20 protein-coding genes and 1 pseudogene are annotated in these 21,992 nt (G+C 57.7%); 8 read left to right on the top strand and 13 right to left on the bottom strand.

Annotated features, from left to right (window positions below; all coding sequences use genetic code 11):
• The first annotated feature begins 125 nt into the window (after positions 1-125).
• From ACXAIC_RS21695 to ACXAIC_RS21675, 5 genes are all read left to right on the top strand, one after another.
• Entirely contained in the window at positions 126-1,394 is a 1,269-nt protein-coding gene (locus ACXAIC_RS21695; protein WP_475185479.1) for a bifunctional 2-C-methyl-D-erythritol 4-phosphate cytidylyltransferase/2-C-methyl-D-erythritol 2,4-cyclodiphosphate synthase, read from the top strand.
• Positions 1,387-1,911 (top strand): CinA family protein, encoded by a 525-nt coding sequence (locus tag ACXAIC_RS21690; protein WP_475185476.1) that lies wholly within the window; start codon positions 1,387-1,389, stop codon positions 1,909-1,911. Before ACXAIC_RS21695 ends, ACXAIC_RS21690 begins: the two co-directional genes overlap by 8 nt.
• An 87-nt stretch (positions 1,912-1,998) precedes the next feature.
• Positions 1,999-2,472: a hypothetical protein gene (locus ACXAIC_RS21685; protein ID WP_475185473.1), complete on the top strand. Its 474-nt coding sequence runs from the start codon at positions 1,999-2,001 to the stop codon at positions 2,470-2,472.
• A gap of 183 nt (positions 2,473-2,655) precedes the next feature.
• On the top strand, positions 2,656-3,141 hold the full coding sequence (locus ACXAIC_RS21680) for a hypothetical protein (protein ID WP_475185470.1): 486 nt from the start codon (positions 2,656-2,658) through the stop codon (positions 3,139-3,141).
• Positions 3,142-3,251: 110 nt separating this feature from the next.
• Complete coding sequence (locus tag ACXAIC_RS21675; protein ID WP_475185465.1) at positions 3,252-3,686, top strand: hypothetical protein; 435 nt, start codon at positions 3,252-3,254, stop codon at positions 3,684-3,686.
• Positions 3,687-4,063: 377 nt separating this feature from the next.
• Here ACXAIC_RS21675 and ACXAIC_RS21670 read toward each other — a convergent pair whose 3' ends face one another.
• The 10 genes from ACXAIC_RS21670 to ACXAIC_RS21625 all read right to left on the bottom strand — a co-directional run bounded on the left by ACXAIC_RS21670 (position 4,064) and on the right by ACXAIC_RS21625 (position 13,278).
• Positions 4,064-4,516, bottom strand: coding sequence for a type II toxin-antitoxin system RatA family toxin (locus ACXAIC_RS21670; protein ID WP_475185461.1), 453 nt, complete (start codon positions 4,514-4,516; stop codon positions 4,064-4,066).
• Positions 4,517-4,547: 31 nt separating this feature from the next.
• Positions 4,548-5,522, bottom strand: coding sequence for a lipoyl synthase (gene lipA, locus ACXAIC_RS21665; protein ID WP_475185459.1), 975 nt, complete (start codon positions 5,520-5,522; stop codon positions 4,548-4,550).
• 56 nt (positions 5,523-5,578) lie between these two features.
• Entirely contained in the window at positions 5,579-6,367 is a 789-nt protein-coding gene (locus tag ACXAIC_RS21660) for a thioesterase family protein (RefSeq protein ID WP_475185456.1), read from the bottom strand.
• 20 nt (positions 6,368-6,387) lie between these two features.
• A complete protein-coding gene (locus tag ACXAIC_RS21655) occupies positions 6,388-6,627 on the bottom strand; it encodes a GlsB/YeaQ/YmgE family stress response membrane protein (RefSeq protein WP_475185453.1) in 240 nt (79 codons plus the stop codon).
• Positions 6,628-6,649: 22 nt separating this feature from the next.
• Positions 6,650-6,901 carry a GlsB/YeaQ/YmgE family stress response membrane protein gene (locus ACXAIC_RS21650; protein WP_475185452.1) on the bottom strand — a complete coding sequence of 84 codons (252 nt, stop codon included), beginning with the start codon at positions 6,899-6,901 and terminating at the stop codon, positions 6,650-6,652.
• Positions 6,902-7,442: 541 nt separating this feature from the next.
• On the bottom strand, positions 7,443-8,891 hold the full coding sequence (gene lpdA / locus ACXAIC_RS21645) for a dihydrolipoyl dehydrogenase (protein ID WP_475185448.1): 1,449 nt from the start codon (positions 8,889-8,891) through the stop codon (positions 7,443-7,445).
• A 72-nt stretch (positions 8,892-8,963) separates the two neighbouring features.
• Positions 8,964-10,298: a pyruvate dehydrogenase complex dihydrolipoamide acetyltransferase gene (locus ACXAIC_RS21640; RefSeq protein WP_475185446.1), complete on the bottom strand. Its 1,335-nt coding sequence runs from the start codon at positions 10,296-10,298 to the stop codon at positions 8,964-8,966.
• A gap of 16 nt (positions 10,299-10,314) precedes the next feature.
• Positions 10,315-11,697, bottom strand: coding sequence for a pyruvate dehydrogenase complex E1 component subunit beta (locus tag ACXAIC_RS21635; RefSeq protein ID WP_475185443.1), 1,383 nt, complete (start codon positions 11,695-11,697; stop codon positions 10,315-10,317).
• Between the two features lie 14 nt (positions 11,698-11,711).
• The gene (pdhA, locus tag ACXAIC_RS21630; RefSeq protein ID WP_475185440.1) at positions 11,712-12,761 is read right to left on the bottom strand and encodes a pyruvate dehydrogenase (acetyl-transferring) E1 component subunit alpha; all 1,050 of its coding nucleotides are present in this window, start codon (positions 12,759-12,761) and stop codon (positions 11,712-11,714) included.
• Between the two features lie 169 nt (positions 12,762-12,930).
• Positions 12,931-13,278 carry an FtsB family cell division protein gene (locus ACXAIC_RS21625; RefSeq protein ID WP_475185438.1) on the bottom strand — a complete coding sequence of 116 codons (348 nt, stop codon included), beginning with the start codon at positions 13,276-13,278 and terminating at the stop codon, positions 12,931-12,933.
• Positions 13,279-13,627: 349 nt separating this feature from the next.
• Here ACXAIC_RS21625 and ACXAIC_RS21620 point away from each other — a divergent pair, with 349 nt between their 5' ends.
• A complete protein-coding gene (locus ACXAIC_RS21620) occupies positions 13,628-14,308 on the top strand; it encodes a hypothetical protein (RefSeq protein WP_475185435.1) in 681 nt (226 codons plus the stop codon).
• 40 nt (positions 14,309-14,348) lie between these two features.
• Here the strand turns inward: ACXAIC_RS21620 and mfd are convergent, their stop codons facing one another.
• Complete coding sequence (gene mfd, locus ACXAIC_RS21615) at positions 14,349-17,834, bottom strand: transcription-repair coupling factor (RefSeq protein WP_475185431.1); 3,486 nt, start codon at positions 17,832-17,834, stop codon at positions 14,349-14,351.
• A gap of 18 nt (positions 17,835-17,852) precedes the next feature.
• The gene (locus tag ACXAIC_RS21610; RefSeq protein ID WP_475185429.1) at positions 17,853-18,170 is read right to left on the bottom strand and encodes an FAD assembly factor SdhE; all 318 of its coding nucleotides are present in this window, start codon (positions 18,168-18,170) and stop codon (positions 17,853-17,855) included.
• A 249-nt stretch (positions 18,171-18,419) separates the two neighbouring features.
• On the opposite strand from ACXAIC_RS21610, the gene recG reads away from it, so the two are divergent.
• On the top strand, positions 18,420-20,522 hold the full coding sequence (gene recG, locus ACXAIC_RS21605; RefSeq protein ID WP_475185427.1) for an ATP-dependent DNA helicase RecG: 2,103 nt from the start codon (positions 18,420-18,422) through the stop codon (positions 20,520-20,522).
• 103 nt (positions 20,523-20,625) lie between these two features.
• Here recG and ACXAIC_RS21600 read toward each other — a convergent pair whose 3' ends face one another.
• Positions 20,626-21,552, bottom strand: coding sequence for a type 2 periplasmic-binding domain-containing protein (locus tag ACXAIC_RS21600; protein WP_475185423.1), 927 nt, complete (start codon positions 21,550-21,552; stop codon positions 20,626-20,628).
• A gap of 139 nt (positions 21,553-21,691) precedes the next feature.
• Between ACXAIC_RS21600 and ACXAIC_RS21595 the strand changes: the two are divergent.
• Positions 21,692-21,853 (top strand): annotated as a pseudogene (locus tag ACXAIC_RS21595) (transposase domain-containing protein); the annotation flags it as partial.
• Positions 21,854-21,992: the final 139 nt, after the last annotated feature.

Here is a 21,992-nt window from a genome sequence, read left to right as displayed (position 1 = left end):
ATTTCTTTCTGCCTATATTGTAGACAATTTATGCAACGCAACAAGTCTAAATTTGCGAAAGACGTATGATCTTCGTTAAAGACCGTCAAAGTTTTATGCAGGACCAGCCCGCAAGGAGACCGTCAATGGCCAAAACCGCAGCCGCCCTGATTGTTGCGGCGGGGCGCGGCACCCGTCTGGCGGCGCCCGGCGACACACAGCCGAAGCAATACAGACGCCTCTGCGGCCGACCGGTGCTGTCTCATACACTGGAAGCCTTGGCGAATCATCCTCGGATCGGAAAAATTCTGACTGTCATCCACGCAGATGACCAAGACCTGTTCGACGCCGCAGCCGCAGCCACAGCGCCCACCACCCGCGCCAAGCTCCTGAATGCCGCCTTTGGCGGCCCCACCCGCCAGGCCTCCGTGCTGGAAGGGCTCAAGGCGCTCAGACCAGAAGCTTGCGACTTTGTCCTGATCCATGATGCGGCCCGCCCGTTTGTCCCTTTGAGGGTATTGGACGACATTCTGACCACACTGGACACGGGCGCAGATGGCGCCCTGGCCGCACTTGCCGTTGCAGATACGCTGAAACGGTCAAACACATCCGGCGGGCGCCTGGAAACAGTCGACAGAACAAACCTGTGGGCTGCCCAGACACCGCAAGCCTTCCCGTTTGAGCTCATTTTGAACGCCCACCTGAAAGCGGACCATGAGCATGAAACCGGATTTACCGACGATACAGGCCTTGCCGAATGGGCCGGATTGACCGTCCAGCTGTGCGAAGGCTCACCGGACAATTTCAAAATCACCACCCTCGCCGATCTTACACGCGCAGACCGCCAGGCTTCCATGACAGACCCAACCAAACCCCGCTCCCAGCCCCCCTCTCTCGACGCCCTGCAGGATGTCCGCACAGGGATCGGCTATGACGTTCATGCCTTTGAAGACGGCGAAGCCGTGATCCTCGGCGGCGTCACGATTGCCCACACAAGGAAGCTGAAAGGCCACTCGGACGCGGATGTGGTACTGCATGCCATCACCGACGCCACTCTCGGCGCCATTGGAGATGGTGACATCGGCAGCCATTTCCCGCCAAGTGATCCAGCCTGGAAAGGCGCCGCATCAGACCAGTTTCAGGACGATGCCATCCGGCGGGTCGCAGCGCTCGGGGGCCGCCTGGCTCATATCGATGTCACCATCGTATGTGAAGAGCCCAAGATCGGTCCGCACCGGCCGCAGATCCGCGAAACCGTTGCACGTATTTGCGGCCTGCCGGTCTCCCGGGTCTCCATCAAGGCGACCACGTCGGAACGGCTCGGATTCACAGGCCGCAAGGAAGGAATCGCGGCCCTTGCAAGCGTCACCGTACGCTTGCCCTTTGATGAGAACGAGACATCGGACTATGACTGACGCCCCTTTGACCAGTTTAAGTGCCCTGATCCCCCTGGCTGAAACGCTGCTGGACGCCTTGAAGGACCGGGACATCATGATTGCCACCGCCGAATCCTGCACCGGTGGACTCATCTGCGGCACGCTGACAGACATTGCAGGGTCCTCGGCCGCTGTGGACCGGGGTTTCGTCACCTATTCAAACGAGGCCAAGACGGAGATGCTGGGCGTCCCCGCCGAACTGATCGCCCGCGAAGGCGCGGTCAGCAAGGAGGTCGCTCTTGCAATGGCCGAAGGAGCCCTGTCCCGCTCCAAGGCCGGCATTGCTGTTTCCGTGACCGGAATTGCAGGCCCGGGCGGCGGGTCTGAGGAAAAACCAGTCGGCACCGTGCATCTGGCCGTCGCCAGATACGGTCAGCCGACCCATCATATGCATTGCCGGTTTGCAGACCGAGGCAGGCAGTCAATCCGCCTGGAGACAGTTCAAACCGCTCTTAGGACTGCCTTGAACACCCTGACCACAGAAAAGACTCGTTAACGATACTGGAATTTTTGCTGCAACGCAGGTTTTTACATTGTAAAAACTACTTGACGTACCGTAGCGTGAACCACATATCGTGCAGGCATGAAGCGGTTTCTGGCACTTCTGGTCGTCATGGCAAGTATGAGCGGATCTGCAATTGCGGAGACCCCGCCGCTTGCGGGAGACTACTTTCTGATCGCCCGCAACACGTCCGGCTCGTTTGTTGGCAGCCACAAAGTCTTCACCAAGCTCTCTGTCGGCACCAGAAAGGTTCAATACTGCGCCTATTCCTATTATGTACGCGGCAGCACGATCGCCTGGTCCCAGATTGAGGCCAGACGGGGCCATATCATCCGCCTCGAATACAATTCAGGACGCGGGTGGCGCCCTATTTGCGCCAGCCCCGAACAGCAGGTGACCCTGAAGGATATCGGCGTCAAACTCAGCCCCCAAGACTATCTCAACAGTCTGGAAGAAAACCCAAAACAAAAGAACCTTCTGGCCTCGATTAAATCATTTTTCGGCACGGATGAGCCTGAAGAAGCGGAAGCCGAAGGCAGCTACCACGAGCGCTGATGTGCCGCCGCACCTTTCACCCCCTCCGCCTGAAATTTAGCACCAGCGAATTATATCAACTTTTAGTAAAACGCACCGTCGGCAATCAACATGTTCTATAAGAACCTCTTCTATGTTGCCGCTACGGACGTCACAACAAAAACCTCTCGGGGCACCCAAGACCCGCTGCAGGGGACCAATCTCATGCGCTTGAAAATTCTCACGCTTCTAGGCGGGTTTTGCCTTCTGTCTGCCAGCGGCGCCATGGCCCAGAGCGACGTACCCAAGATAGGAGACATCTATCTCATTTCCCGAGATGGCCATCAGACATTCCGGGGGTCCCACAAGATCTATAAAAGGAAGTCCGAGGGCCTCGTTGAAGTCAGCTATTGCAACCGCACCTACTGGGTCCGGTATGCGACGGTGGCCTGGACCGAACTTGAGGTGGAGCAGAATTTCGAGGTGCGGGTGGAACATAACTGGGGGAAAGGCTGGCGGCCCATTTGCGAGCACCCCGAAGAACAGGTGACCCTGAAAGGTCTCGGCATCGAAGACGATCCCCGGCTCGTGATGCATGAATTGTATGATAACGGCGCGAGCAAGAAACGGGAGGACCGTTTTGCCTCCATACGCGAGGCGTTCAATCCTCAAAATCTTGATGAAGCCGCGCAATCGCTCCGGGGCGAATAACACGAGCCTACCGAGTAGCCAGCCCGAGGCAAAAGTTAACAAATAAGTAATCTAAAGATTTTATTCTCGATCAAGTGGGGCACATATGGGCTCACATAAGGACATCGGGGATGAAACACTCTGTCTCTTGGATTACCACAACAGTGCTAGGCTGCATTTGCCTGTCGAGCACTGCGATTGCGCAAAGTGACTTCTACATCCGTTCCCAATTCTCCAACGGCAAATTCACCGGCTTTCACGAGATCCTGACCAAGCCAAAGGCCGGCTACTATCAGGCGCGCTATTGCGACCGGACTTTTTGGGTGTCCTCCGGGACGGTTCTTTGGACAGAAGAACAGTCGGAAGCCGGCAATTCGCTCGTTCTTGAAGAAGTCACGGGTCAGACCCGCACCGTCGTCTGCTCGGATAAAACCGCCTTCGCAACCCTGGAAGAACTGGGATTGTCCGAGCGGGAGATTGCCAAATTGCGGGCGGAAAATGCGCCGCTGAACATGAGATCAAGCCGCCTGCGTACGATCCGGGACGCCTTCAAACAATTCAAATGAAGACAGAATCCTTCTTTAGGATACGCGCAGGGTCACACAGAGAACCGGACAGGATTTTTTGAGGCGATCCTGCTGATCCAGTCCACAAACAGGCTCGTTTCCCGTGACTGGCGGTTCACGGACAGAAAATAGCCTTCATTGGCGCTCAGCAAGACGGGACGGACCGGTGTCACCCGATTGCGTCTTATGAACCGACGGGCAAGCATCTCGTTGACCGGGCAGGCCCCGGCATCTTGCACCGCCAGCTCCGGCGCGGCACAACATGTGACGGCCACATTGGATCTTATTTTTTTGAGGTTGGTTGACACACCCGGCCCGCCACTTTCAGCGGGCAAGCCAACCACAAAAACGGGTATGAGGAGACGTTCTGAGGCAGGTCAGGCGCCGTAGACCTGATCGGCCCGGGCCTCAAAAGCGCTGGAAAATTTCCGGAAGGCCTTGTCGAACATCACGCCCATAAGGGATCCAAGCGTGCGGCTCTTGAACTCATAGGCAATATAGAAGCCGACCGTGCAGCTGCCCTCTCCAGCCTCTTCAAAGGTCCATTTGTTTTCAAGATGCTTGAACGGGCCGTCCAGATATTCCACCAAAATCGTGCGCTCAGCCGGGCGCAATTCCACCCGGCTGGTAAAGGTTTCCCGAAACAGCTTGTAGGCCACCGTCATATCGGCCACCAGCACGCTGCGGCCATCCTCCAGCTCCTTGCGGCCGCGCACATGCAGGTCCTGGCACAGAGGCACGAATTCCGGGTATTGCTCCACATCCGCCACAAGACGGAACATTTTGTCCGCCGGATGCTTGACATTATGTGAGGATGAAAAACTGGGCATGCAGACTGTCCGGGCCTTTGGGACGCGTGTTTCAGTGACCGAGCTTGGCCTTGCGCGCAGCGCGAAGGTCGGCGAAGTCTTCCCCCGCATGGTGGGACGAGCGGGTCAGCGGACTTGCAGAGACTTTCAAAAAGCCCTTGGCATAGGCAATCCGTTCATACCCTTTGAATTCCTCCGGCGTCACGAAGGACAGCACCGGGTGGTGTTTCTTGGACGGCTGGAGATACTGGCCAACAGTCAGGAAATCCACATCGGCGGCTCTGAGGTCATCCATCAGCTGAAGCACCTCGTTGCGGACTTCTCCAAGGCCGACCATGATGCCGGATTTGGTGAACATTTCCGGATCGAGTTCCTTCACCTTCTGCAAAATGCGTATGGAATGGAAATAGCGCGCACCGGGCCGCACGGTCAGATACTTTGACGGAACCGTTTCAAGATTGTGGTTGAACACATCGGGCTTTGCCTCAACCACAATTTCCAGCGCCCCGTCCTTGCGCAAAAAATCCGGTGTCAGCACTTCGACCGTCGTCTTCGGTGCAGTCTTGCGGATGGCCTGGATGACATCGGCAAAATGGCGGGCACCGCCGTCATCCAGATCATCCCGGTCAACCGACGTGATCACAACATGTTCCAGCCCCATGGTCGCCACCGCATCGGCCACCCCCTGAGGTTCATTCTGGTCGACGGCTCCCGGCATGCCGGTGCGCACATTGCAGAAGGCGCAGGCCCGTGTACAGGTGTCGCCCAGGATCATGAAACTGGCGTGTTTCTTGGACCAGCATTCTCCGATATTGGGGCAGCCGGCTTCCTCACAGACGGTTACCAGATTGTTCTGACGCACCACATCCTGGGTTTCCCGGTAAACCGGCGAGGTCGGCGCCTTGACACGGATCCATTTCGGCTTGCGCTGCACCGGATTGTCCGGACGATGTTCCTTCTCCGGATGACGCGGGCGGGCATCGGATTTCGGTCTCGGGCGATTAAGCGTGTCGACAATCGTAACCATGGGCCTTAAGTGTCGTTATTTCTCTGAAAGGTCAAGCCAAAATGGTGGTGAGCCAGCTATGTGCTGAGCGCAGGTCTGACCAGTGTTGCCAGCCTTTGCCGGGCCTTCTCCGTCAAGGCATGCGCCTTGCGGCTGACCTCGTTTATCTGGACGATCACGGTGACCGCTTCGGCCACCGGCCGGCCATCCTGGAACACCTGCTGAAACAGTTTGAAGGAGCTGCGCCCGATCTCCTTGACCGCAGTGCCGATCTCCACCTGGCCAGGCCAGGTCACTTCGGCCAGAAAATCAAGTTCCAGCCGGGCAATCACAAAGGCGGCACCTTCATCCATCAATTGACCGCCGATCAGAAGCTCGACCCGGCCTGTCTCCAGAAACGTGTTGAAGACCGCATTGTTCACGTGGCCCTGCCGGTCCGTATCCGCATAGCGCAGCTTGTCGGATGTTCTTAAGGGAAACGCCTCCAGACCGGGCTCGTCCAGAGGACCCGGCGCATCCTCTTCTCGCACCACATAGATCGAGGCTGGCACATCGCCCTCATCGGTCAAAACCAGCGTTTCCACGCGTTGATAGCCATCCCCCTCAAAGGCGTCCAACCGCCCCCAAAGTTCGGCAAGGCTGTCGGCCTCGAAAAGAAAGACTTCAATCGTCTGGCCTTCCGAATCCAGAACCAGTCCGGGAAACCCGAGCGCGGCTCCCCAGCCGGTCTGAACCAGCCGCCCACGCACCGTGCCCCTGCGCCAGCGCCCCTTGATATCGGCCAGCTGATGGTGATTGGCCCGTCCGGGCGCAAGAGTTCCATAAGTAGCCAGCCGGGTGGCGGCACGTGAAGACAATTGATCCATTTAGGCTCCCGTCCTTCCGATTACCCCCGCAGCTTACGCCACAAAAACAGGAACAAAATGGCGCCAATGGTGGCCAGGATCAGTTGATCCAGAATGCCACCAGTAACCTGCAGACGGAAAATTTCCGCCAGTTTTCCACCGATCAAGGCACCGATCAACCCAACCACCAGGCTGCCGAGGCCCCCTCCCCGGCTGTTAAGCACCCGGTGAGCAACCGCGCCCGCGACAAGGCCGATGAAAACTGCGACAATCAAGCCCATCGCGGATAGTCCTTTTCTCTGTTCAAACCAGTACCCGGGCAATCAGAACAACAATAATCGCACCGATGGCGGCCACAATAATCTCGTTCACAAGAGCATTGCCGAGATTGATATTTATCCCGGTCGCCTTGACGAGAAACCCGCCGACAAAAGCTCCGATGACACCGGTCAAAAGGTATTTGAGGAGCCCCCCACTGCCGCCGACAAACAAGCTTGCCAGCCACCCGGCCACAACTCCGATGACCACCCAGATCAAAATTGCTTTTGCATCCATTTCGCTTTCCCTTTTCCCCAACAACTAAGCGCGTGAACCATGCTCCGCTCTTTCGATAGAAGCACTGTAGCTAAAGGATGTGTCAGCACAACTCACAGACAGGGCGTTGACGCGCCGATTGGCAAAAAACTGGCAGGCTATGGAAGGCCAAGTCCAAAAACCACTCCTGCATGCCAAATACACTTGGACGTGAGCTTGCGCGCTTCTCTTTGCAGGCTGGTAGCGGTTACATGCTCCCCCTCTCCAAATGCACCCGGAAGAGCCAAGGAACCGGCAATGCGGCATCGGAAACAGGTACGACGCCCTGGACGACTGCCACCCAGTGAAAAACTGCTGTTTCAGCAGTCTTCGGGCCATGTTCGCAACGTAAACAAGCAGCACATTCAACGAAGCAGTCAACGTCACCTCCTCACGAGGCTTGAGCGTTCAGCTTTCCCATCGACACAGAACTCTCACTGCGTCGCCGATAGAAGCAAGCAAGACCTGTCTCCATAACTGCAGGAAAACGGCTCCGGCAGATCCTTGCCGAAGCCTTCGTAAATCAGGCGTTCAAAACCTTTCCGTATGCGTCGAGTACAGATTCCTTCATCATCTCCGACAGGGTCGGATGCGGGAAAATCGTGTGCATCAACTCTTCTTCGGTGGTCTCAAGGTTCATGGCCACCACGAAGCCCTGGATCAGTTCGGTCACTTCGGCGCCGCACATATGCGCCCCCAGCAACTCGCCGCTTTTCTTATCAAAGATCACCTTGATCATGCCGTTGTCTTCACCAAGGGCAATGGCCTTGCCGTTGGCATTGAACATGTAGCGGCCGACGCGGATCTCGCGGCCTTGCTCCTTGGCTTTGGCTTCGGTGAAGCCAACAGAGGCGACCTGCGGATTGCAATAGGTGCAGCCCGGGATCTTGCGGTGGTCCATCGGATGCACATCCGGCACACCGGCGATCTTTTCGATGCAGATCACACCTTCATGCTCGGCCTTATGCGCCAGCATGGGCGGTCCGGCCACATCGCCTATGGCATAAAGACCTGAAACATTCGTGCGCCCATACCCGTCAATGACGACACAGCCCCGGTCGGTTTTCACCCCAAGGGCTTCCAGACCGATATTCTCGATATTGCCCTGAACCCCGACGGCGGAAATCAGATGGTCCGCCGTGATCTGGCTCACCTTGCCGTCCTTGGTCTCCACATGGGCTGTTATGGAATTGGCCGCCTTGTCGACCTTGGTCACCTTGGCTTCCGTGATGATCTTCAGACCCCGCTTTTCCAGCGCCTTGCGGGCGAATTTCGAAATTTCCGCGTCTTCCACCGGCATCACGTTGGCCATCAGCTCGACCACAGTCACATCCACACCCATGGAGCGGTAGAAGGATGCGAATTCGATGCCGATGGCACCGGAGCCCATCACCACCAGAGACTTCGGCATCTTGGCCGGTTTCATGGCCTCGAAATAGGTCCAGATCAGCTTGCCGTCCGGCTCAATCCCCGGCAAAGCACGCGGACGGGCACCAGTCGCAACAATAATGTGCTTGGCCGTATAGGTGCCCTCGCCTTTCACGCCCTTGGGCACCGGGTGCTGCGGCTCGACCACCGGCTTGGTTGACTTACCGACAACAATCTCGCCCGGCTTGGTGAGCTTGGCTTCACCCCAGATCACGTCGATTTTGTTCTTCTTCATCAGGAAGCCGACGCCACCATTCAGCCGCGCAGACACGCCGCGCGAGCGGGCCACCACGTCCTTGACGTCAGCCTTCATGGTGCCTTCCAGCGTGAGGCCGAAGCTTTTGGCGTGGTTGGCATGGTCGAAAATTTCAGCGGACCGCAGCAGTGCCTTGGTCGGAATACAACCCCAGTTGAGGCAGATGCCGCCAAGATGCTCGCGCTCGACAATGGCGGTCTTGAAGCCCAGCTGGGCGGACCGGATCGCAGTCACATACCCGCCCGGCCCGGAGCCGATGATGATCACATCGTAATTGGTGTCAGCCATGGTGTTTTCCCCGGCGAAAGAAATCATCGTTCAAAAACGGCGCGGCGTTACCGCCGCGCCGGAGAGCATGGGTCAAACCAGCATGCTCATCGGATTTTCGATGTAGCCCTTGAAAGCGGCAAGCAACTCCGCCCCGAGCGCCCCGTCCACGCAGCGGTGGTCGGTGGACAATGTCACGGTCATAACCGTTGCCACGGCAAGCGCGTTGTCCTTGACCACCGGGCGTTTTTCACCAGCACCGACCGCCAGAATGGTGGCATGGGGCGGGTTCACGACGGCCGAGAAATCCTTCACGCCCATCATGCCCATGTTGGAGACCGCAGTCGTTCCGCCCTGATACTCTTCGGGCTTCAGCTTGCGTTCCTTGGCCCGCTTGCCGAGATCCTTCATTTCGTTGGAAATGACCGAAAGCGGCTTTTCTTCCGCCCGGCGGATGATCGGGGTGATCAGACCGCCCGGAATGGACACAGCGACCCCCACATCGGCATGTTTGTGCATAACCATGTTGTCATCCGTCCAGGACACGTTTGCATCAGGAACATCGCGCAGGGCAAGCGCAAGCGCCTTGATGATCATGTCATTCACCGACAGCTTGTAGGCCGGTTTTCCATCCTTGTCGGTGGCAGCAGAGCCGTTGAGCTGCGCCCGCAGGGCCAGAAGCGCATCCAGTTCGCAGTCCACCGACACATAGAAATGCGGAATGGTCTGCTTGGATTCCGTCAAGCGCTTGGCAATGGTCTTGCGCATGCCGTCATGGGGCACGAGCTCATAAGAGCCTTCGTCAAAGAGCTTGAGCACCTGATCCGCAGACGGGCCGGAGACAGGCGCCGGAGCGGCAGCAGCCACCTTGGGCGCTTCTGCCACCTGAGCTGCCTTGCCGGTTCCAGTGGCAATCGCCGCCTCAATGTCGCGCTTGACGATACGGCCATGGGGCCCGGTGCCAGACAGGGCGTTTAGATCCAGGCTGTTCAGCTTGGCGAGACGCCGGGCCAAAGGCGAGGCAAACAGACGCACGCCGTCTGCGGCTACAGGAGCCGGTCCGGCGGGCGCTGCCGCCGGAGCAGCAGACGGAGCCGATGCAGCGGCAGTTGCCGGGGCTGTTGCAGACGCTGCAGCAGGCGCCGGAGCCGCGCCACCGGACGTATCGATGGCACTGGCCTCCTCGCCGTCCTCAAGCAGAACGGCAATCAGCGCGTTGACCTTCACGCCCGCAGAGCCTTCGGGCACGACGATCTTTCCGACCGTGCCTTCATCCACTGCTTCGACTTCCATCGTGGCCTTGTCGGTTTCAATCTCGGCGATCACATCGCCCGCAGCAACCTGATCGCCTTCCTTGACCAGCCATTTGGCCAGATTGCCCTCTTCCATGGTCGGGGAAAGGGCCGGCATGGTGATATTGATTGGCATGTCCGTCTCCCTCGCCTCAGGCTGTGTAGGTCACGGCCTTGACCGCATCGATGACTTCCGGAACGCTCGGCAGCGCGAGCTTTTCAAGATTTGCGGCATAGGGCATCGGAACGTCCTTACCGGTCACCCGAAGGATCGGCGCATCGAGATAATCGAAGGCTTTTTCCTGAACCTGATAGGCGATTTCGGAAGACACCGAACACATCGGGTAGGCTTCCTCGATGGTGACAATCCGCCCCGTCTTGCGAACGGAGGCCAGAACAGTGTCTATGTCGAGAGGGCGGATGGTGCGCAGGTTGATCACCTCTGCGGAAATGCCCATGGCCGCCAGTTCCTCAGCTGCCTGCAGCGTATAGGTCATGCCGATGCCCCAGGAGACCAGCGTGACATCCGTGCCGCCCCGTTCCACCTTGGCCTTGCCGATCGGCAGGACAAAGTCTTCCATATCCGGAATGTCAAAGGAGTGGCCGTAGAGGATCTCGTTTTCCAGGAAGATCACCGGGTTCGGATCCCGGATCGCTGCCTTCAACAGGCCCTTGGCATCCGCTGCGGAATAAGGCTGGACCACTTTCAGACCCGGCACATGGGCATACCAGGACGCATAGTCCTGGGAATGCTGCGCGCCGACACGGGCCGCTGCCCCGTTCGGGCCGCGGAAAACAATTGGCGCGCCCATCTGGCCACCGGACATATAGAGCGTCTTGGCAGCGGAGTTGATGATCTGGTCAATCGCCTGCATGGCGAAGTTGAAGGTCATGAACTCTACAATGGGTTTCAGGCCTGCCATAGCCGCCCCGACACCTAGACCGGCAAAGCCGTGTTCGGTAATCGGCGTATCAATGACGCGCTTGGCACTGAATTCATCCAGAAGCCCCTGGGTGATCTTGTAGGCGCCCTGATACTCGGCCACTTCCTCGCCCATGACGAAGACATCCGCGTCCCGGCGCATTTCCTCGGCCATGGCATCACGCAGGGCTTCACGGACCGTTGAGCTCTTCATCGCCGTTCCTTCCGGAACTTCCGGGTCAGACGCGGGCTCAGAGGTGACCGGTGCGGGGGCAGCAGGTGCGGCTGAAGGAGCTGCAGCCGCCGGACTTGCCGGTGCGGGCGCGGCGGCCGGAGCTGCTGCGGCCGTATCCATGGCGCTGGCGTCTTCGCCTTCGCCCAGAAGGACGGCGATTTTCTCGTTGACCTTGACGTTGTCTGTTCCCTCGGGGACCAGGATCTTGCCAAGCGTGCCCTCGTCAACCGCTTCCACTTCCATCGTGGCCTTGTCGGTTTCGATCTCGGCAATCACATCACCTGCGGAAACGGTATCGCCTTCGGCTTTCAACCACTTCGCAAGCTTCCCTTCTTCCATTGTCGGCGACAGCGCCGGCATCAAAATATCTACAGGCATATTTTCCCCCGGCGTTACAGCAAGATGTCGGTATAGAGTTCAGAAACGTCCGGTTCCGGATCGTTCTGAGCAAATTCCGCAGCTTCGGCGACCTTCGCGCGCACATCCTTGTCGATGGACTTGAGGTCGTCTTCACTTGCCCAGCCGTTGTGAATCAGGCGGGAGCGCACCTGCTCGATCGGGTCGTGCTCGGTCCGCATCTTTTGCACTTCGTCCTTGGACCGGTATTTCGCCGGGTCGGACATGGAGTGACCGCGATAGCGGTAGGTGATCATCTCCAGAATGTAAGGACCCTTGCCTTCGCGGCACCAGGACAGTGCCTTGTCGGAGGCGGCCTTAACGGCGCGCACATCCATACCGTCCACCTGCTCGCCCGGAATTCCGAAGGACGCGCCGCGCTGGGAAAGATCCGTCGTAGCCGACGCCCGGCTGACGCTGGTGCCCATGCCGTATTTGTTGTTCTCGATCACATAGACAACAGGCAGCTTCCATAGCTCCGCCATATTGAAGCTCTCATAGACCTGGCCCTGGTTGGACGCACCGTCGCCGAAAAACGCCATCGCAACGTTGCCGTTTTCGCGATACTTGTTAGCGAAACCCAGCCCGGTTCCTAGCGAGACCTGGGCCCCCACGATGCCATGGCCACCATAGAAATGCTTCTCCTTGGAGAACATGTGCATGGAGCCACCCTTGCCCTTTGACAGGCCGCCCCGGCGCCCGGTCAACTCGGCCATGACAGCACCCGGATCAAGATCCATTGCCAGCATGTGACCATGGTCGCGGTAGCCGGTGATCATCTGATCGCCGTCCTTCTTGGCCATCTGCATACCGACCACGACAGCTTCCTGCCCGATATACAAATGACAAAATCCGCCGATGAGGCCCATGCCGTATAATTGCCCGGCTTTTTCCTCAAATCGGCGGATCAGAAGCATTTCGCGGTAAGCGTGAAGTTCTTCATCCTTGTCGAACTCTGCGATCGCAGGTTGCGCCTTACTGGCGGAACCGCGGGTCCGGCTTGTGCTCTTCGAGCTAGCGGCATTGGTCTTTGATGCTGTGGCCATAACCCTCAATCTCGGCGTGACGTTTCCCCTAAGACAGGTAGGTGCAACTTATCCTGTTGCTCCTGTCAATCCAATCTGTCGTTTTTGGCGGATGAGATCAAGTTATCTTATTGAATAGACGAGATTTTTAGACACTTAACTTGAATTATGTTAAATTTGGAAAATCAACTTACTTTAAGTTCATACTATAATGATGGCCAGGGCGAAGCACCACGAGCTCGTCCGTATGAACCAGATTGAGATTGAGGCGGGCCCGTTCATCCAGCATATCCGGATCCAGGCTTTCGGGGCGCAGAAGACTGACCCGGGCAACGAGATCTTTGCGCTCAGCAGAAAGAACAGCCAGTTCTGATTCCAGTTCTGACACTTGGCTTTCGATCATCGCCCGACCGACTAGGCCAAGCTCTCCGCTCATGGCGTGGAACCCGAAATAACCAAGGGCTGCAATGGCAATTGCAGGTGTAACAAGACGGCGCAGAAAAGACTGTTTTCTCTGACGTGTGGCAGCTCGGGGCACTCTATCGGACCTTAACGCTATACTCTGGTCTCTTTGTTCCAGCACTATGCGCCGTTAGGTTTAATAGAGTCTTGAGATGACGACTCAAATCCAACCCAAAATGCGGGAAGCCGGAGACCGGGGACCGCCTCCTTTGCCGGAGCGCCATCGGAAACCGGACCGGGCAAACTTGAGCTCAAAGGAGCAGATCCTGCCCGGGGTGCCATAGGCAGGGTATCTGCCGGTCTAAGACTCCAACGCCACAATCTGGGCCGGTTTCTAGGCAAACAACGCTGAGGAACCCGGTTCATGTCCTTCTTTCGGTCTTTCAGGCACATGCGCCTCGAAAGCTGAAAGCCCCTCGCTGCGCTTGATTGATTTCATTGACAACTTTTCAAGGAAGAAAAACATGCGTTTAGCTGCTCACCTGTCCGGTATCGTGTTTGGGGCAGTGGTCTCAGCTGGGATCACGCTGGCAGTGCTCGACAAACACGTGTTCTCCCGGCTGTTCCCGGACACTTCTGTCGAGGTTCCCGTTTTGCCGCCGCAGATCGTCCTACAGGAGGACTGGCAGGTATCTGACGCAGAAAATACAGTACTGCTGTCATATTGGGCGCCGCTCCTTGCATTCCTGCGGGAGGATTTTCCCAAAGCAACAGTAACGTTTGCCCTGAGGCGGCCGGAAAAGTCAATCGGCGGCTATCCGCACCTTGGCAGGAGCGGCTTGATGGAAGACCTCGACAAGGCTGCAAAGGCGGGGGGCTGGGTTGACGTCGGCAAATACACCTTCAACTCAGGTATCTATCTCATGAGGGGCTACGAGCAGTCGGGACATGTCTTTGCCGTCCTAGCATTTCAAGACGGGTTCCAGAGGGAAACCAACGCAATCCGGCTGACCCTTTCAAGCCCGGCAAGAAACCCATTCGATTTGATCCCGTTGATCATCTTCACCGATGTCAGCTTTGAAGACGGTCGCGCTCCCTGGATCGACCCGGCGGCTCCGGTACTGACCCTTGAGAACCAGACACCCGTCTGGAACCCCAAACCGTAGACAATCTGTTCACTGCCCCCCGCTGAACGGACCAAAGATCCTAAGCCGCCGCCAGCCGCACCAGTTTGGTCAGAACAGTTGCCGTGCCCTTCAGCCTGGCTTCGGTCCGCTCCCAGTCGCGGCTGAGCACAACCTTCTGGTCCGGCCGGATCTTGGCCAGAACACCCTGCTCGGCGATATAACCGACAAGGCCGGCCGGGTTGGAGAACTCGCTGTTGCGGAAGCTGATCACCATGCCCTTCGGCCCCGCATCCACCTTCTCCACATTGGCCTTGCGGCACAGCCCCTTGATGTAGACGATCTTCAAGAGATGCTGGACCTCGTCGGGCAGCGGACCGAACCGGTCGATCAGTTCTGCACCAAAGGCATCAATCTCCTCGGCCTCCGTCACGTCCCCGAGGCGCCGATAGAGCTGGAGCCGCAATTGCAGGTCCGCGACATAGTCATCCGGGATCAGCACCGGCGTGCCGATATTGATTTGCGGTGACCACTGCTCCTCGCCGGTCTCGGCGCCGCCATCCTTCAACTGGGCCACCGCTTCTTCCAGCATCTGCTGATAAAGCTCGAATCCGACCTCCTTGATATGGCCGGACTGTTCCTCGCCCAGCAGATTTCCGGCCCCGCGAATGTCGAGATCATGACTCGCCAGCTGGAACCCGGCGCCGAGTGTTTCAAGGGATTGCAGCACCTTCAAGCGCCGTTCAGCCGTGGTGGTCAGCGTCTTGTTGGCCGGAACCGTAAAGAGTGCATAGGCACGGGTCTTGGACCGGCCCACCCGGCCGCGCAGCTGATAGAGCTGTGCAAGGCCGAACATATCTGCACGGTGCACGATCAGCGTGTTGGCCGTTGGAATGTCCAGCCCGGATTCCACAATGGTGGTGGACAGAAGGACGTTGTACTTGCCCTCATAAAAGGCATTCATCACGTCCTCCAATTCACCCGGAGGCATCTGACCATGGGCAACGGCCACTTTGAGTTCCGGCACCTGCTCTTCCAGAAATGCCTGGCGCTCGGCCAGATCCGACAGACGCGGACAGACATAAAAGCTCTGCCCACCCCGGTAATGCTCCCGCAGCAAGGCTTCGCGCACCACCAGCGGATCAAAGGGCGAGACGAATGTGCGCACCGCCAGCCGGTCCACCGGCGGCGTGGCAATCAGCGAAAGTTCCCGCACGCCGGTCAAGGCAAGCTGGAGCGTGCGGGGAATGGGGGTTGCCGACAGGGTCAGCACATGAACGTCCGACTTCAGCTCTTTCAGCCGTTCCTTGTGTTTCACCCCGAAATGCTGCTCCTCGTCGATAATCAAAAGCCCCAGATCCCGGAAGCTGATCGATTTGCCCAGCAGCGCATGGGTACCGACCACAATGTCGACCGACCCGTCAGCAACCCCTTTTTTGGTCTGGGTCAGCTGCTTTGCTGGCACGAGCCGGGACGCATGGGCCACGTTGATCGGCAGGCCGTGAAACCGTTCCGAAAAGGTCTTGAAATGCTGGCGGGCCAGCAAGGTGGTGGGCACAACAACGGCCACCTGCCGTCCGGACATGGCAGCAATGAAGGCCGCTCGCAGCGCCACTTCCGTCTTGCCAAAGCCAACATCGCCGCAAACCAGCCGGTCCATGGGCCGCCCGGAAGACAGATCCTCGAAGACGGAATCAATCGCGGTCAGCTGGTCATCGGTTTCCTCATAAGGAAAACGGGTTGCAAATTCGTCATAGACCCCGTCCGGGGTCTCCACCACCGGCGCGGTTTTAAGCGCCCGGGCCGCTGCGGTCTTGATAAGGCCGTCGGCGATTTCCAGAATGCGCTTCTTGAGTTTGGCCTTGCGCGCCTGCCAAGCACCGCCGCCCAGCTTGTCCAGCTGGGCCTCCTGGTCTTCCGAGCCGTAGCGCGACAAAAGCTCAATGTTTTCAACAGGAAGATACAGCTTGTCGCTGCCCGCATATTGCAGTTCAAGGCAATCATGCGGTGCCCCCACAGCCTCAATGGTCTTCAGACCGATAAAGCGGCCAATGCCGTGATCCACATGGACAACCAGATCGCCTTCAGAAAGACCGGTGGCCTCGGTAATGACATTCGCGCCCTTGGCCTTGCGCCGGGACTTGCGCACCAGCCGGTCGCCCAGAATGTCCTGTTCGCCGATGAACGCAACATCCTTCAGTTCGAACCCGTGCTCAATGCCGAGCACACAGAGCGCAGAGGTTCTGGCAGACAGGCCTTCCACGTCCTTGAGCGTGGCAACCTCCTGAACGGAGCCAAGTCCATGGTCGCCCAGTATCTGTCCCAGCCGGTCCCGTGAGCCTTCTGACCAGCAGGCGATGACCGTGCGTTTGCCCTGCCCTTGCAGATCGCGCACATGGGAGGTCAAGGCATCGAAAATATTGACGTCTCCCGCGGCCCGTTCCGCAGCAAAGCTCCGTCCCTGGCGCCCGCCAAGTTCGACGACTGTCTTTCCCGAGCCTGGTGGCGGCGTAAACGGATCGAGCGCAGCGCTTGCCCTATCGGCAATCATCCCGGTCCATTCCCGCTCTGTCAGATAGAGGCTATCCGGTTCGATCGGCATATAGGGAACCGTTCCGGAACTGGCGCCCATGTCGCGGGCATCCTGACGGGCCTTGTAATGTTCACCGATCTGCTCGGTCCGCTCGCGCACCGCGTCGGCCATGCTGGTGTCGAGCACGATCGGAGTGTCCCCGATATAGTCAAACAGGGTCTCCAGACGGTCATGAAACAGGGGCAGCCAATGTTCCATACCCGCATAGCGGCGGCCGTCGCTGATCGACTGGTAGAGCACATCCTCCCGGCTGGCGGCGCCAAAACCGGCCAGATAGGACCGGCGGAACCGCGAGATGGCCTCGTCCGAGAGGACCACTTCGCTCATCGGCACCAGATCCAGCCTCTTGAGCTGTTTGGATGTGCGCTGGGTCTCGGCATTGAATGAGCGGATCGATTCCAGCGTGTCACCAAAAAAATCCAGCCGGACAGGCTCCTCAGTTCCGGGCGCGAACAGGTCGACAATGCCGCCGCGCACCGCAAACTCCCCGGTCTCACGCACGGTCGGTGTGCGGGAAAATCCGTTCATTTCCAGCCAGTTGGCAATCGCAGTCATATCAATCTGATTGCCAGGCGCCATGGCGAAAGTCTGTTCGGCCATGAAACTGCATTCCGGCAGGCGCTGCACGGCAGCATTCAGCGTGGTCAAGAGAACCGTCTTGCCGGGGCCGGACACGCCGCGTGCCAATTGGCCGAGTGCCATCAGGCGCCGCGCGCTGATTGCCGGGTTCGGTGACACCCGGTCATAGGGCAGACAGTCCCAGGCCGGCAGCTGAAGGATATTCGCCTCAGGTTCAAAGAAACCGAGCGCTTCGCTGATCATGGCCATGCGGGTGGCATCGCGCGCCACAAAAACAAGCGCCAGCCCGTCCGCCTTGCTTTCCGCCAGAAGCCGCGCCAGCGCATAGCTTTCAGCGCCATCGGGCACCCCGGCCACAGTTACATTGGCCAGGTCCTTGAGCAGCCTGTCAAACACCAAGATAAGTCCTTATTCTTATTGCGTTATCCCGGCGGGGCCGGCCGTTTCGTGATAAGCGATGATCCGGCGGTAAAGCGGGCCGTCCCACTCCACGGGCAAAGGTTTGCGGCCTGTCATCCAGGCATAAAGGTCCTGGTCATGGGCGGTGAGCAGATGCTCCAGCTCGCGCAGCTCCTCTTCTGTCAGAGTATCGATCTGCGCGTTTGCAAAGCCCCCCAGCAGAAGGTCCATCTCTTTCATGCCCCGGTGCCAGCAGCGGAACAGGATCCTCTTTACCCTGGGCGGCCGGGCGCTGCTCGGGTCATCACTTGGTTTGCCGGTCGTATCGGACATCGTCAGCCTATTTTCAAAGATGCGCCGGAAGGATCTGGAGAGCACAGTCTCTTAACAGGGCCACCGGTCCGGAAAAATCGTGACGGTTATATAACGCCAGCAAGCTGGCTTGTCAGGGCCTTGTCGAAAATTGGTTCAGATATTTGTTCACTTATTGTTCCCCTTATTGCGTGCGTCTTCCACTTCATGCAAGAACAGAGATGAGGCGCTGAAGCCGCGCCGCCTGAAAGAGCCTGTCAGTTATACAAGATGCGCCCACCCGTTCTTGATCCGCTATTTGCCCCCGTCTCGACCCTTCCGGGCATCGGGCCGAAAATCGCCAAACTGGTCTCCGCCCTTGTCGGCGGCCAGCCGGACCGGGATGCAACAGTTGCCGATCTTTTGTTTCATGTGCCCCACAGCCTGATCGACCGGCGCCACAGGCCGGGTATCGCCTATTCGGAAAATGGTGACATCGTCACCCTGGACGTAACAGTCGGCCAGCATCATGCCCCGCCGCGCCACTCAAAAGCGCCCTACCGGATCAGCGCGCATGACGATACGGGCCAGATTACTTTTGTCTTCTTTCATCCACGCCGGGACTGGCTGGAAAAAACCTTCCCGGAAGGGGAGCGGCGGATCGTATCCGGCAAGGTGGAGTGGTTCAATGAACGGCCGCAGATGGTCCACCCGGACTATTCCCTGAAACCGGAAGAAGCGGCAGACATGCCGGCCATCGAACCGGTCTATCCGCTGATGGCAGGCCTTGCCTCCAAAACCCTGCAAAAGGCCATGCGCGCTGCGCTGGACCGCGTGCCCGTTTTGCCCGAATGGTTGAACGAGGCCTATCTGCACCAAACCGGCTGGCCGGATTTCAACGACGCCCTGCGCACGCTCCACGAACCCAAGGACCGCCAGGACACCGAGCCGCAATCCCCCTATCTGCAGCGCCTTGCCTATGATGAATTGCTGGCCAGTCAGCTTGCCCTTGCGCTTGTGCGGGCCAACATGCGCACGCTCGGCGGCATCGCCCGCACACCCGAAGGCAAGCTGCAACAGGCCGTCATCAACGCCCTGCCCTTTCAACTCACCGGCAGCCAATCCAAGGCGATTGAAGAGATCAACGGGGATCTCGCCGAACCGACGCGCATGTTGCGGCTGCTTCAGGGGGATGTCGGCGCCGGGAAAACCGTGGTCGCCCTCGCCGCCCTTGCCCAGGTAATTGAAACCGGCGCACAAGGCGCTCTGATGGCCCCGACTGAAATTCTGGCCCGCCAGCATTTTGCGTCGATGGAAGCGATTTGCAGCCGGACCGGGATCCGGCTGGCGCTCATGACCGGCAAGGACAGCCAGAAAACGCGGCGGCTATTGCAGGAAAAACTGGATCAGGGCGAGATCGATCTTGTGGTTGGCACTCATGCCCTGTTTCAAGGCTCTGTCTCTTTCAAGGACCTGGGGCTGGTGGTTGTGGACGAGCAGCACAGATTCGGGGTGCATCAGCGCCTCGCTTTGTCCGGCAAGGGAGAAGGCGTTGACGTGCTGGTGATGACGGCAACCCCGATCCCGCGCACACTGGTGCTCACCTGTTTCGGCGATATGGATGTCTCGCGCCTGACCGGAAAACCGGCCGGACGCAAACCGGTCAAAACCGTTTCCGTGTCCCTCGACCGGCTGGACGAAATCATCTCGCGGGTGGGCGCCGCCATTCAGGACGGGCAAAAAGTCTATTGGGTGTGCCCACTCGTGGAGGAATCGGAAAAAATCGACCTTGCCGCCGTGGAAGACCGGCACCGGGTTCTGGAACATGCCCTGGGCCGGCGCATTTCCCTGGTGCATGGACGCATGAGCGCAGAGGAAAAAGACGCGGCCATGGCCGCGTTCAAAGGCGGAGACACGAAGGTTCTGGTCGCGACCACCGTCATTGAAGTGGGCGTTGACGTTCCGGATGCTACCATCATCGTCATCGAACATGCAGAACGGTTTGGTCTCGCCCAGCTCCACCAGCTCAGGGGCCGCGTCGGCCGGGGGGACAAACCGTCCTCCTGTGTCCTTCTTTACAAGGGGCCGCTTGGAGAAACGGCGGGCGCACGGCTGAACATCATGCGGGAAACCAATGACGGCTTTCTGATTGCCGAGGAAGATCTGAAACTGCGCGGCGGCGGCGAAATCCTCGGCACCCGCCAATCGGGAACGCCCGGGTTCCGCATCGCCCGGGCAGAGGACCATGCCGACCTTATGGAAGTGGCCAGGGACGACGCCAGACTGATCCTGGAAACCGACCCGGATCTTGAGACAGACCGGGGTAAAGCCTTGCGCTGCCTGCTCTATCTCTTCGGGCGAGATGCCGCGATACGATTGCTCCGGGCAGGCTGACGAATGCCCGGCCCAACAAATCACCCTCCATTGCTGGAAAGCTTGAATCAAACCCAAAATCCAATGTCACATCACATTTGATTCAGTGCATAAAGGTTCCGCTTTACGACGGCGGCTGGGCTGCGGGGTCTAGCCAGTATTCTGGCGTTTCCAAAGGCGTATCTGGAGTAAGAGCCGGATTTGGTATTTGAAATATCTTCCGTTTATGGAGACCGGCTTTTTTCAGATCATCTGCAAAGTACTTGTAGAAAATTTCGTCAAAAGAACCATCTTGCATCATTTTGCGCAGACCATCTTCAAATCTTTTTGCCAGATCCGGACGTTTGGGCGAGACGAATATGTAGGTCGGTGTTGGGATATACAGGGCGATATGCGTATCTATAACGACATCCGGGAATTCATTTCGAATCTGTTCGTGCTCGAAAAAAATCTCGTCAATTCCGCGGCCAAAAGTTGTAAACCGGCCCACCTCAAGCATCTTGAAAAGATTTTCTTTGCTATCGCCATTTATGACGATAAATTCCGCCTGCTCCATCGGCAATCGAGTGGACCATTGTGTCCCGGACCCAGTAGGAAGTTTTTTAAAGTCCTGAATTGAATTAATCTTTTTTAGGGTCTCCTGATCACGCTGCCTTATGAAAAAGAGACGGTACCCCTGCAATCCCTTCCTTAGTGGGATCCGTATCGTGATCAGATTTTCTTCCCATTTCGGGCTGGTTGCCATCGCAGAGTATTCAATAAGCTCGCCCTCAATCAAAGCCGCCAATTTTCTACCACGCGACACGTCTGTTCGTTCAATGACACGGCGTTTGGCGGCATCTGGAGTATCAGTCTTAGCCAAGATGACGTCTATCAATTCGTCAATATAGCCGTTGTCCGGTTCTGAAGACGCATTGGCTTCATTATCTATAAAAAAACAGAATAAGAAGGATAATGTTATGAAAAATGAAAACAAATATTTCATTTTAAAGTCCAAATTCTTTGGATGTTGAAGACCGGAATCTAGGGCAGATACACCTTCAATTGACAATTTCTGGCCTCCCCCCCCTGAAAGTCCGTCATATTAAGACTAAGCTGCTTCCAATTGATGTAAATAGACTATAAAACGCTTTTGAGCCGGATCTAAAAGTGGTTAAGTGAAATCAAAAGGTTGTGATTCAATGATCATGGGCTCAGAAGGCGGCGGCAAATCTGCGGCTATCGCCTATACCCTGATCGAAACCGCAAAACTTAACAACATCGACCCGCAAGCCTGGCTGACCTGGGTTCTGGCGCAAATCGCCGTCCACAAGATCAACCGCATCAACGCCTCATGCGTGAGCGTCCGTTGAACCCGACCTGCCGCTTTTCGATTTGGTGCGTTAAGTGTCCGCTTAATTAAATGGACACTTAAAGGCGCGTGATGAGCAAACGAAAGAAACGGCGGAGTTGGTCTGATGAGGAGAAGCGGGAGATCTGCGCGCAAGCGGT

This window comes from Roseibium sp. AWQ4_254, assembly GCF_056161025.1.
The sequence above is the reverse complement of the archived record's forward strand: the minus strand, read 5'-3'. Positions and strand labels throughout refer to the sequence as shown.